Raw genomic sequence first — 12,484 nt, 5'->3', positions numbered from 1 at the left:
TATAGGATTAGACATTATATCTCTATTTAACTTCATATCTTATTTTACTACCTCACTATTTATGTAGATGTTGTTTCCTCAATATATGTGCTCAACGCAAGTTTCTGATCGAGTTCATACTTCTGACGCAGATGATGACGAAAATGCATACCGACTAGAGCCAACCACTCCTCTGCATTCAGCCACCCAAAACCACCGTGTTTTATTTTGTAATTCGGGTTTTTAGTACCTACTTTCATTTCCAATTCTTTCATTCTACTCATTAATTGATCGAGCTCTAGCATAATGTCTTCTTTACTTTTTGTGTTATCTGGTTGGACATCTAGTTCTTCAGGTAATTTAATTTTAATGGGAGGAAATCCACCAATATTAAATAGGTACTCACCGAATTCGGACTTTCCCTGATGTTGCTCTTCAACAGCTTTCTCACAATCTTCTACACGATCGAGATATTCATGAGCTACCACAATCAAATGGTCATACATTTGAGCGATCGACCAAACCCTTTCTTCAGGTATATACCTGATTTGTTCGTTTGAATAGTTTTGTAAAAAGCTTTTATAGGTTTCAATTAACTTCAGATCACTCATTGTTAAAGCCCTCCATTCGGATTACACCTTGATAAACTTCTTGGAACTAACATGTCCTTTACTTCAATAAAAAAGAGCACATCTCCTTCTTAAGAAGTGCACCCGAATCTGAAAGACTATTCAAAGGTTGAACCATGCCGCTTTATCCAAAAACTTGAGCAGCGATCCCATATAACCTTCCATCCCTGTGTGGCATTGTGCTTGAATTCTTCATCATTACTGGAGGCTCATTAACTTTATTAAAACCACATGTATGTAAGAAAGTCATGAAATCATGATGACCTGATGGCACATCAATCCTAAGATTTCCATGATGGTTGGCAGCTAACTCTTTCATGATAGAAGCGGCTGTTTTGAAGTCTGGCGCTACAACCGGTCCTACTAATAGATTTATAGGGCCTTGTACAGATAGACCAAAGCCAACAATCTCTCTGTTCTGATTTTTTACAACGATACATCGTTTCGATTGTTCAATTCGATTGTGTAGAAATTTGCTTCTCTTACCACCGAAAGCAGCTGAGTCTAGTACCATCACTTGATGAAAGTCACCTACTTTGTAAGTTTCTAATGTAAATTCGTTATTAACTTCCAGTGTGGCGCAGACAAAATCTTCGCATAAAAACTTATGTACAGCATCTACCGTTCTAAAGTTTAAGCTCTCATATAACGGTTTCCCATCTTCCGTTGAGATTAGCATGATTGATGTCTCTTTGGAGACCCTAGCTATACATTGTTGAGTGACTTTCTTTCCCAATCCGAAGCCTCTATAATCTGAATGTACGATGACCATACCAATTGAGGCTAAATTCGTATCATATGGAACGATCGCTGCACTTGAGACGATCTTACCTTTAGAATTTTTATGACCAAATATTTTTCCTGATGACAGTATCGTTTTTATTTCCTGATCATCATAGTCCCAACAAACAGATGAAGAAAGTTCTATTAAATTTGAAACATCACTATCATTAAATTGCTCAACTTTTAATTCAACTTCATCTTCCGTATGCATGAGTAGCCCCCTATTATAGTTGTATTCTTATTATAGTTTATAATTCTTTGGGAGCGATAAGCTTGATAATTTGCACATCATAAAAAAACAAACTTGTTGCGAGTCACAACAAGCTCGATTTTTTTCTTTTCTTGCTATTTACTTTCCAACTGATAATCCATTTTCACATCACGGTAAGATGATAACGTGTATTGCGTTTGATAAATAAACTTGTCTGTACTCGTACAATCGGTGAGAGTGATAACTTAACGTCCATCCGTAATAGCTCATTTTGTTACTTATATCCCTCCACATTAGCTGGCTTTCCTGTCTCGACGACTTCGACCAAATAACGGAAACAATCGGGCTGTGAGCCATCTAAATCATAGAAGTCATATTTCTTAGCGAGTTCTCCGCTTGAAAAAGATTGCCCGTTTAGTTCATGTCGGTTATTATCCACCGCTAATGCTGCCACGGCTCTTCCAACAAAACGAGGTGTTTCAGATATGGCAAAATGCGCATCTTTCTCAATCCCTTCCCGCCAATTTTCTTCTGTTACACCAAAGACTTCAAGCATGATTTCTGAACGCATCCATCCTGGTGATAGGGAAACAGCTGTGCATTTATAAGGTGAAAGTTCATGTGACAAAGCTTTGGCCATTCGGTTAACTGACGTTTTGGCTAAATCGTAAAACATGGACACTCTATAATTGTTATCGTTGTATTCTTTTGTCCCATCTGTCATTTCAATCACGAGTCCGCCTTCGTTTTTAATTAACAATGGAAGTGCGTAATGGCTAGTTATAAGGTGTGTATCTACTGCGAGACGGAGCATGCGCAACCCTTTTTCAAGAGAATGTTTCCACACAGGTGTACTCCATTCAATTAAATTCTCTCCTCCCCAAATATCGTTCACTAGAATATCTAATTTCCCTTGCTCTTTTTCAATTCGGTTCACTAAAGCTTGTACTTGTTCTGTCACAAGATGATCGACTTGAACTGGGATTCCGATACCACCTAGTTCGTTTACTAATTCTGCTGTTTCTTCAATCGTTTCTGGTCGGTTGTATTCTGAAGCTTCTTTTCGTGTTGTTCTTCCTGTGATATAGACTGTAGCTCCTGCTGCTCCTAACTCCATTGCAATTCCGCGTCCTGCCCCTCGTGTTCCTCCAGCTACTAGTGCAATTTTTCCTTCTAAAGGTTTCATTTGCATTCACTCCCTTTTTGATCTATCTTTAGTTTATCCTTTAAAGTTGACATCTAATGTCATATTAAAAAACAGGAGTATATAGATGAGAGCAGACCGATTACTCAGCATTTTATTGTTACTTCAAAATCAAGGTAAGATGACAACCAAAGCGTTAGCCAAAGAATTAGAGGTCACAGAACGAACGATACATCGTGACATGGAAGCGTTGAGTGTCGCAGGGATACCAGTTCTGGCTGAGCGAGGAAAACATGGCGGATGGCGGCTTGTTGATCAGTACAGAACCAAATTAACCGGATTAAAAGACAGCGAGCTAAAAACGTTGTTTCTTTCCCCTTCTTTTCAGCTTTTAAGTGATCTAGGGATTACAAAAGACTGGAAAGAAGCTCGGCAAAAGCTGTTAGCCGCTTTGCCAAACACACTTCAAACACAAACAGATAACTTATGGAACCGCATCCATATTGATACCGATACATGGAGGCAATCGAGTCAAGAGACCACTGCACTCGGTTTGCTACAGCAAGCAATATGGGAAGAACGAAAGATAAAGATTGCTTATGAAAAAGCTAACAAGGAAACATCAGAGAGAACAGTAGAACCATTAGGGCTTGTCGCCAAAGGACGTACATGGTACGTGATTGCCGTATCCAACAAAGATATAAAGAATTTTAGAGTTTCTCGAATAAAATCTGTGGAATTATTGAACGAAGTATTCATCCGACCAGCTGATTTTCAACTTGCTGAGTACTGGGCTGAATCGAAACTAAATTTTGTTCAGAGTTTACCTGTATACGAAGTAGAGGTAGTGGCTTCTCCAGCAATTATTCAACGTTTAACATTTAGCGGACGCTTTGCTCAAGTTATGAGTACTGGTGCACCGAATGAAAACGGATGGTTTCCCGTGAAGCTAACCTTTGATACAGAGCAAGAAGCTGCATCCTATATCATAGGGTTTGGTGATCAAATGAAAATCGTTTATCCAACCTCGGTGATTGAATCGGTTAAAGAAATCGCAGAATCTGCACTATTTCTATATAAATAATGATTGTACTTTTTTGTAGTTGGGATAGTTAGAAAAAGAATTTTGTTCATCTTCCACAACTACAGATTTTTTTATGTAATCATAGCTGTTATAGCTCGAAAAAGAGTACCCAGCTTGCTGTACTCCTTTAATCAGTTATCAACCTGTTTCCATAAATGCGTATTTATAGAGGGTTCTGAAATAGACGAAGAGAAAAATTAAAACGACCAAAGATGAGAATATGAATTCATCATTTGATTGAATTAGACTGTATTTCTCTCGTGAAACCAATAACATAAAACCTATCGTGTAGAGAAGGTCGCATACAAAGAAAATTTTCCAAAAGCTCTTTCGTAAGAATTCTTTTTTGTAAACATATCCGTAGATACCTAAAAGACCTATCACTGTAATGATTAGATCCATCAACTCACGGAAATTGCTCATATCAATCCACAGAACGTTGTACGTGGATATCAACAAGAAAAACCAAAAGTATATCTTCAAACATGCACCTCTTTCTTCAGGTTCTAGAGAGATTATCCATCATATACCTTTTGTGGCGTTTTGGTTCATGCGTTTAAATAATTGGTTGTTTAATTAAAGTTGACCGGCGCTAAAAAAGACATCCTCAATCACTGGGGAATGCCTTTATAACAGTTCTTCAAATAGTCAAAAATACTTACATTAACCAAATTTACTTCTCTATTCTTCTCCTCTCTTCTTACCTTAAAGGATATATTACCTGTACATCTTTCTCTTTCATGAGAGATTCATAATACCAATAATTATGATCGGCTCCATGAATACAAAGAATTCTTTTACCTGTATGCTTTCTAATCGTTTGTTTTACTCTCCCAGTCATTATGTAGTGTCTAGCGTTCCATACAATATTTTGAACATCACAATTTATAGTATGTAACCAATCATACATATTTTTGGTAACAGCATCGTATTCAAACGAGTTAAATGGAATAGTCGCTTTATTACATATCAAAAGCTGTTTATCATTCCAACGATGCAATTCACTCTCTAAGATCTTCTTAACTTCGGAATCGTACCTATCAAAAGGACCTTCTTCAAAGACATCCTCTTCAAACCAATTTACAGGAACAAACTCAATGTCCTTTTCTTCACACAAAGGAAATATCAATCTAGGATATTCGTTTTGTGTTTCTCCTAAAACCCCAGCAGGTTCACTTTCATTTAAGTATAGCTCCCAGCTTAGTGGATGAACTTCACCGCAGATTACATCAGGATTAAATTCTAAAATTAATTCTTTTACGAGAGTCAAAGGAAAGTTATACTTCTTCTGCAATTCTTCATCATGAGTCATACCTAATATACCAACAGTAGTAGTAATAATAGTCACCTCCTAAAAATATAAGTAGGTTTTAATCTGTTTAGAGGATTTTTTTGGTAGAATAAAACAAAAAAGAGGTGATTTTTTTGAATAGCATGACTATGGGATTAATATGTACATTAGCTGGATGTACCTTTCTAATGGTGACCTTTACTTTCTCTGAGCCATTTATATTATGGGCATGTTTACTAGGAGCAAGCATTGTTCTAAATATAGTAGGAACGATCCTATTTTTTAAAACTATGAAAACAACAAAAAGAGATGCTGATCCATCAAAGTGACCTCAAGTTTAAGGTCACTTTTCTTTAACCTTAAATTAGAGCACTCGTTTTTTCCTACGGAGTAACAAGAAAGGTAAACCTAACACAAAGTACAATACCCCTGGAAGAAACACCATCAAAGGATAGCGAAGATCTATAACCATTATGCTGTCACTACTTACGTTTTCTATATAAAGGTATCCTCCTACCAGAAAAAGGAACAGTTTAAATATAGATGATAAAAACACAGTTAACATTGGCTTATTCTTATTAAAAATATTTGAGTACATCAATAAAAATACACACAAAAGAAATAAAGCGTATGCAAAAGGATATATTAAAAAACTACAGCCGATTATACCTGCACATAGAATGATATAAAAAGCGATAAGGGTATTTTTCATCGAGTTCCTTCCTCATCATTCTCATTTTTTACAAAACTTTATTTCTTCAACCATTAAAGTATGTTTTTAAGAATTCATAGGATGTTAACCATGTAGGATTGTGATCCTTTAAAGCTAACTAAAATGGACTTCCAAACCTCATCACTTTCTGTTAAGAAATGTCCAGCTTCTATTAGATAATGGGTCTCTATTTCAGGAATCTTTTTAGCCATGTTTTTCACCTCAATGACAGGTGAAAATGTATCTTTCTCCCCGTGCCAAACGATTACAGGTCTTGTTATCTCCTCTACTTTAAACCCCCAATCTTTCGTTAATAAATTTCCTTCATCGATAACTCCATCTACCCCTTGACGATAGGCTTCCTTAGAATGCAGCAAGCCATTTTCAAGGACGTCTTCATTTTGAAGTACATTGTTGTCCCATTCTGAGAGATGAGATCCACCTTTTTTCAAAGTTTCTATGTATAGCTTGGGTTTCTGATCAATTAATTTTTTCTTCGATTTTTCAAACTGCTTAAGTAACCACGGACAGTACTTTGTCATATAGAAAGCGATGCGATTCTCCTTTGACATCGTTTTTGGAGGGTTTCCATTTATAAATGGTGTAGCAGTACAAACAAGAATACACGAGTCAACTTTATTGGGAAGAGCATATGTAACAGCTGCAGCAAATGCACCACCTCCCGATACACCTAACACGGAGAACTTTTCTATCTGCAAATGCTCTGCAAGCTCTTCAATATCCCCAGCATAATCAAGTAGTTTACGGTTATGTTTCTTATCGGATAAACCGTAGCCAGGACGATCTGTAGCAATCAGACAAATGCCTAACTCTTGTGCAATCGGATCATCGTCAATAAACCATACTCTTGAACCTGGTGTTCCGTGAAATAAGAATAATGGAATTCCTTCTGGATCACCATATATGGCGTATCCTAATCGTCTTCCATCAGATAATACCATGATGTCATCTTTCATAAACATCTCCCTTATTATGAGTAGCTTTAGAAGTGTAAAAATATGAGAACACAGTACTTCTATATCTGTATTGTATCATTCGTAATTGTAATATTAATCCATTTATATGTCTTTTTATGTAATATTTATATATAAAAAAATCGCAACGAAATAAGCTGCGATTTTAACGATTCAGTATGTGATTTGAAAGTAATTTTACTCCAAGAAACCCACCTTAAATACTCGTACGCAGATCCCAAAGCTCTGGGAAAAAGCGTTGATCTAACACTTTTTTCAAATAGTTCACGCCTGAAGATCCGCCTGTTCCTACTTTGAAGCCGATGATGCGTTCTACGGTTTTCATATGGCGGAATCGCCACTGCTGCAGCCAGTCTTCAATATCTACTAGTTTCTCTGCTAATTCATAGAGATCCCAATACTTTTCAACGTTTCGGTATACCTCTAACCATGCTGCTTCTACAGATGCGTTGTATTCATAACGTTTCGTTACATCACGGTTTAGAACTTCTTCGTCGATATGAAGTCCCGCTTTTGCGAGTGCCTGGATGGAAACATCATACAAACTTGGTGTATGCAGAGCAGCTGTTAATTGTTCGTGAAGGTCTGCGTCTTTTTTGTAGATTTCTAAGATGTGCGGTGTCTTATAGCCGAGCGCAAATTCAATCATGCGGTACTGATACGATTGAAAGCCCGATGCTTGTCCAAGCTTATCACGGAACTCCATATATTCTGCTGGAGTCAGAGTAGACAGTACATCCCATGACTCGATAATTTGAGATTGAATTTTGGACACACGCGCGAGCATTTTGAATGCTGAATGAAGACTTCCGCTTTCAATAGAAGAAATCGCAGAGCGTGTTTCGTGCAGAATGAGTTTCATCCAAAGCTCTGAAACTTGGTGGATCACGATAAACAACATTTCATCGTGATGACCGGAAAGTCTGTTCTGACCGGATAAGATTTTATCAAGGTTCAGATATTCTCCGTACGTCATTTGGTTAATAAAATCCGTGTGAATTCCTTTTTCTGTTTCTTTGCTGTCCAACTTTTTCTGTTCTGTCATTCTAATCCACTCCCCCGGACAAGTAACTTGATTGTTATCGCTTTCATTATACATGATTTTACGTAACACTTTTGATAATTCTATAGAAAAAAAAGACTGTGCACCAACACAGCCTTTCATCTTATATCTACTGTTCGAGTATCTGTTTTATCTTTAGTAAATCTTTTTTATTTGCTTTTTTCATCATAAGCGCGGTAAAAGGAGTGACCATTTTTGAGAATCCTGCTGGAACACCATTATTACGGAGCGTCATTCGAGTTACTCCAACATTTTCCGTATTCCACGTATAAGTGGTCTCCATCGGGAAAGGACCATTTGCTGTTCGCATCACTAGCTTTTTGCCCGGAACATATTCTATAACTTCATATACGTATTCCAGTTTTCGTCCTAAGAAGAAGGCGATAAACGCCATTTTTGAACCTAACTGCAGAGGTTTTTCTGTTACCCATTCAACTGCTTTAATGTTATCGTACCATTCTGGCGCATGATCCGGATCAGCAGCATAGTGAGCAACTATTTCAATCGGACAATCAATGGATATTTCTGTTCTTACATCAACCATCATTTTCTCCTACTTTTGTTCAACGAATTTTTTTAAATTTTCTTCTAGCAGTTCGTTCCATCCATGGCGATGTGCTTCTTCCCAATGTGGTTCAAGAATCCCAACAGCTTGGTGAGAAAGTTGCAGTACGGTCTGGTTCTCTTCTTCAATCAGTTTATAAGAATAAGAACTATTTACGGAACCACTCATCCCTAATAAACCATTCAATCGAATCTCTTCGTTCCTTTTGTAATACGTAACATTTCCCCAAAGAGCTCCCTCGCCATTTCCCCAATCTTCATAAAAACGTCCTGCTAGTCGAGGCTCGAGGATCAACTTCGAATTCTTATCTCCCACTCTAAAATGCCACCAGTTGCTTATGTCTTCTGTTAATGCTTTAAATACTGTTTCTTTTTTAGCTTTGATCACAACTTCTTGCTCGATTTGAAACGAGTCGATCTTGGTTTCTTTTGTTTGTTCCATTTTATTATCTTCCCTTTCTTCTACTAAATTTTTGATCGCAAGCAATGAATTTGCATGCGGTGCCTCGTATTTACTTACCCACCTGTTATACAGCTCTTGAAGTGGAATAACGTTCAAATAATTTAGTCGTAATCTACCCTTGCGACGGATTGTAATGAGGTTAGCATCGACCAGGACGCCTAAATGCTTCATGATGGCATACCTTGAGACATCGTATTTCTCACTCAATTCTCCCGTCGTGAGTGGCTGACTTTTTAGATGATCCAAAATATCGATCCGGATGGGATGAGATAATGCTTTAAATACGTCAACTAAATCTTCATTAACCATTGGGCTGATCCTTCACCTGCTCTCCATTTCTCATTAAGTGACTAAAAGGTAACATATTAATTATGTGACTTAAAGGTAACATGTAATGCGAATCATGTCTACATAAAAAAATAATACCCAGAACGAATTCTGGGTATTATCTTGTTAATATCTTTAGCAATAATTCAACGTGATAATCGATATCACATTCTATACTTGAAAGGTCTTGCAACATCATTCCTGTTATTAGAGAAAAGTAGAATAACAGTAATTGGTATGGATCACCTTCGCAAAATTCTCCTATTACTTGCCCTTTAACAACGATTGGAATCAATGTTTCAATAGGATTCGTTGAAGTATATTGCTCTATCATTTTCTTTACGTTATCCGGTACACCTTCAGATGTCGCATTTGCTTGCTGAATCAACATGAAAGAAAGCTTATTGCTTTCATCCAGAATGGTTTTCGTCATGATTCTAATTTGTTCTTTAGGTGTTCCTGGGAGAAGTGGTACGTTTTTCATGGCCGATTTAGATTCTTCTAGCGCTTCTTGTATTAAGGTTGTAAATAACTCTTCTTTTGATTTGAAATAGCGATAAGATAGACCCTGACTAATCCCTGCTTCGTCTGCGATCATACTCATTTTGGTCCCACTAATCCCTTTAGCCGCAAACACTTTTAATGCTGCTTTTTTAATTTGTTCTCGGCGAATGTCTACCTTCTTTTCATTTATTGGCAACAATTACCCCACTCCCTTTCTCTTTAGTCTATCATGAGTTTTTTTATCCGATAAAAGGAAAACAAACCTTCGTCTGTTCTTCCGTTATTCTCCATAATCGTTCTCTGGCTGTCTTATCTTGAGCTGGAACTGCAGGCGTCTTAATCTTTTTATTTGCGTAATAACAACCTGTTTGACTCGAAATTTCTTTAGATTCTGTTAGCCACAATAGAGTTTCTGCCCCCTGATCTGGAGATATAGAGAAGAATTTCATAACATCCATCGTTAAATGAGCAAGTTTTCCATTGTTACGGTTAAAGTTTGTCGCCACTAATCCTGGATCATAACAATATGTCGTTACACCTGTGTTCTTAAGTTTACGACCCAATTCTGCCGTAAATAGAATATTGGCAAGCTTAGTCTCCGCATATCGAAGTGTTGCGCCTCCCATCATTTTTTTAAAAGGTCGATAATGTCGCTCTGCGTTCAGATCATCAAAATCTATTCCTCTTTTGGCCATTTTGTGACCGTGAGAGGACGTTGTAATAATTCGTGCCGAATCACTTTCGTTCAATCTTTCCAGCAGAAGCATGGTAAGAAGGTAAGGACCTAAATGATTGAGTGCCCATGTCATTTCTATTCCGTCTTCTGTAATCTCATGATTTTCAAAAAGTGCTCCAGCATTATTGATTAGAATATCTAATTTCGTACACTTTAAAAGAATTTGATGTGCTACTTCACGAATTGAATCTTGGGATGACATGTTGCCTATGAAAACATCAACGTGCACTTTCCCATTCGTTGCTCTTCTAAGTTCATCAGCTACCATTCTTGCCTTCTTCTCATTTCGTGCGATCAAGCCTAACCCCTTCACTTTATGTGCCAATTTTTGGACTGCTGCATATCCAATCCCACTTGTCGCTCCTGTAATGATTGCATATTTGTCATTTAAATTCCAAACATTATTGTTGATTTTCATATGCGTAAATTCAACTCCTTTTGATAAAATAAATGAACGGTTCATTCATTTTATTTCATCATACGTTATCTAATCGAAATTGAACACACTTTTTTAGAAAAATTTGGATTTAAGTGATTTTTAATACTTGAGGAACAAAAAAAAAAATAAAACCCGGAACGAATTCCGGGTTTTTTCTTACAAGGAGGTTACTGATTAACGAAGTCCGCCTAGTGCTTGTGCTACAAGACGCTTAGTGATTTCGCCACCTACAGATCCGTTTGCACGAGAAGTTGTGTCTGGTCCAAGATGTACTCCGAACTCAGCAGCGATCTCTTGTTTCATTGCGTCAAGAGCTCCTTGTGCTCCAGGAACCACGATTTGGTTGCTGTTATTACGTGCCATGCGATTTCCCTCCTTTGGGATAATATGTACGAAAAACTTATTTGTTTTCCGTTAAATGTAGTATGGGTTAAATATGAAAACCTATTCATAGAAATATAAATTTTTTTCAAAAAAAAACAAGAACTCGTCACAAGTCCTTGTTTTTCAACTCTTTGCTTAACAAATCTTCTTCTATTAATTGTGCTCTCTTTAACTCTTTGGCAGAATGTTTCTTAAAAAAGACTACAGTTCTCCATGCAAAAATCGTAAAGAGGGCAAGTGTAATTAAAGCCGGTATGTACTCAAGTTTGTTCTCTGGAAATACGATTGGCAACATATCTTTGCACCCTTTCGGTAAACAATTCCGTCTTATTATACCAAAAACGAACAATAATTGATATGTTATACAGCTCTATTTGTGTTGTTTCTGTTAACGCTTATTTGTTTGCGACGTTGAGCTGTTAGTTTGTTAAGTGCGATGACAAGGACGATTCCTAACGCAAAGCCTGCCAAGATATCAGAAGGATAATGAACCCCAACATAAACCCGACTCAAACCGAGTAAGAACGGATAGATGACACCGGCTACTAAAATCCAGCGCTTTTGATACCGCTGATAGAGGAGTACAGCTGCAAATAAATAAAATGTTGTTCCAACCATTGCGTTTCCACTCGGAAAACTGTATCCGTCATCTTCTAATAAACGGTTATCTTGCGGTCGTTCCCGCTGAAACGTGAATTTCACTAGCAAGTTCAGACCATAAGAAACAAGAATACTTCCAATCAGCAACAAACTGTTTCTCCATTGTTTCGTTATGATAAGACCGATCGCGCCGAGTAAACAGAGTCCTGCCAGCACTTTGGCGTCCCCTACATGCGTGAAGGTTAGAACGATTTCATTTAACCAATCCGATCTGAGACTCAAAACAAGCTCTCTCAAACTCGAATCGAAAGTTGTTATGAAACTTGAGCTGTAAAACGAAAGACTTACAAAGATAAATATACATAAACTCAAAGTTGTTTTCATTGTTATTCCCCCTACATCTCATATTACTGCAGATCATCCAATATTAGGAACAACAATTCGGGGGATTACGGATAAAAATGGATTTACTACGTAATTAAATGAAATTACCTCGTAAATAAACAAGATTACTACGTAAAAAATGGTATTTACTACGTAATTAATATCCGATGTTTTCTCCATACAGACATAAAC

Annotated in this window: 15 protein-coding genes; 1 reads left to right on the top strand and 14 read right to left on the bottom strand. The window is 37.2% G+C overall.

What is annotated here, in order from left to right:
• Positions 1-59 precede the first annotated feature (59 nt).
• The 3 genes from P4V41_RS10035 to P4V41_RS10025 form a co-directional block, all read right to left on the bottom strand.
• Positions 60-590 carry a DinB family protein gene (locus tag P4V41_RS10035; RefSeq protein ID WP_328084686.1) on the bottom strand — a complete coding sequence of 177 codons (531 nt, stop codon included), beginning with the start codon at positions 588-590 and terminating at the stop codon, positions 60-62.
• Between the two features lie 142 nt (positions 591-732).
• The gene (locus P4V41_RS10030) at positions 733-1,602 is read right to left on the bottom strand and encodes a GNAT family N-acetyltransferase (RefSeq protein ID WP_328084685.1); all 870 of its coding nucleotides are present in this window, start codon (positions 1,600-1,602) and stop codon (positions 733-735) included.
• A 274-nt stretch (positions 1,603-1,876) separates the two neighbouring features.
• Positions 1,877-2,788, bottom strand: a complete 912-nt coding sequence (locus P4V41_RS10025; RefSeq protein WP_328084684.1) for an SDR family oxidoreductase — start codon at positions 2,786-2,788, stop codon at positions 1,877-1,879.
• A gap of 85 nt (positions 2,789-2,873) precedes the next feature.
• Here P4V41_RS10025 and P4V41_RS10020 point away from each other — a divergent pair, with 85 nt between their 5' ends.
• On the top strand, positions 2,874-3,830 hold the full coding sequence (locus P4V41_RS10020; RefSeq protein ID WP_328084683.1) for a YafY family protein: 957 nt from the start codon (positions 2,874-2,876) through the stop codon (positions 3,828-3,830).
• A gap of 138 nt (positions 3,831-3,968) precedes the next feature.
• Here the strand turns inward: P4V41_RS10020 and P4V41_RS10015 are convergent, their stop codons facing one another.
• From P4V41_RS10015 to P4V41_RS09965, 11 genes are all read right to left on the bottom strand, one after another.
• Complete coding sequence (locus tag P4V41_RS10015) at positions 3,969-4,313, bottom strand: hypothetical protein (protein WP_328084682.1); 345 nt, start codon at positions 4,311-4,313, stop codon at positions 3,969-3,971.
• A 217-nt stretch (positions 4,314-4,530) separates the two neighbouring features.
• Positions 4,531-5,142, bottom strand: coding sequence for a hypothetical protein (locus P4V41_RS10010; protein WP_328084681.1), 612 nt, complete (start codon positions 5,140-5,142; stop codon positions 4,531-4,533).
• Positions 5,143-5,907: 765 nt separating this feature from the next.
• Positions 5,908-6,810, bottom strand: a complete 903-nt coding sequence (locus P4V41_RS10005) for an alpha/beta hydrolase (RefSeq protein WP_328084680.1) — start codon at positions 6,808-6,810, stop codon at positions 5,908-5,910.
• 214 nt (positions 6,811-7,024) lie between these two features.
• Positions 7,025-7,873, bottom strand: a complete 849-nt coding sequence (kynA, locus tag P4V41_RS10000) for a tryptophan 2,3-dioxygenase (RefSeq protein WP_328084679.1) — start codon at positions 7,871-7,873, stop codon at positions 7,025-7,027.
• Between the two features lie 127 nt (positions 7,874-8,000).
• Positions 8,001-8,435 carry an SRPBCC family protein gene (locus P4V41_RS09995; RefSeq protein WP_328084678.1) on the bottom strand — a complete coding sequence of 145 codons (435 nt, stop codon included), beginning with the start codon at positions 8,433-8,435 and terminating at the stop codon, positions 8,001-8,003.
• A gap of 9 nt (positions 8,436-8,444) precedes the next feature.
• Entirely contained in the window at positions 8,445-9,227 is a 783-nt protein-coding gene (locus tag P4V41_RS09990) for a metalloregulator ArsR/SmtB family transcription factor (RefSeq protein WP_328084677.1), read from the bottom strand.
• A gap of 136 nt (positions 9,228-9,363) precedes the next feature.
• Positions 9,364-9,948, bottom strand: a complete 585-nt coding sequence (locus tag P4V41_RS09985) for a TetR/AcrR family transcriptional regulator (protein WP_328084676.1) — start codon at positions 9,946-9,948, stop codon at positions 9,364-9,366.
• Positions 9,949-9,988: 40 nt separating this feature from the next.
• Positions 9,989-10,903, bottom strand: coding sequence for an SDR family NAD(P)-dependent oxidoreductase (locus P4V41_RS09980; protein ID WP_328084675.1), 915 nt, complete (start codon positions 10,901-10,903; stop codon positions 9,989-9,991).
• Between the two features lie 195 nt (positions 10,904-11,098).
• Positions 11,099-11,287, bottom strand: coding sequence for an alpha/beta-type small acid-soluble spore protein (locus tag P4V41_RS09975; protein ID WP_066395381.1), 189 nt, complete (start codon positions 11,285-11,287; stop codon positions 11,099-11,101).
• Between the two features lie 127 nt (positions 11,288-11,414).
• Positions 11,415-11,603: a hypothetical protein gene (locus tag P4V41_RS09970; protein WP_197130365.1), complete on the bottom strand. Its 189-nt coding sequence runs from the start codon at positions 11,601-11,603 to the stop codon at positions 11,415-11,417.
• Positions 11,604-11,668: 65 nt separating this feature from the next.
• Positions 11,669-12,190 (bottom strand): phosphatase PAP2 family protein, encoded by a 522-nt coding sequence (locus tag P4V41_RS09965; protein ID WP_328084674.1) that lies wholly within the window; start codon positions 12,188-12,190, stop codon positions 11,669-11,671.
• Positions 12,191-12,484: the final 294 nt, after the last annotated feature.

The organism is Fictibacillus nanhaiensis (genome assembly GCF_036213205.1).
In the GTDB taxonomy this organism is placed as follows: Bacteria; Bacillota; Bacilli; order Bacillales; family Fictibacillaceae; genus Fictibacillus; species Fictibacillus nanhaiensis_E.
The sequence above is the reverse complement of the archived record's forward strand: the minus strand, read 5'-3'. Positions and strand labels throughout refer to the sequence as shown.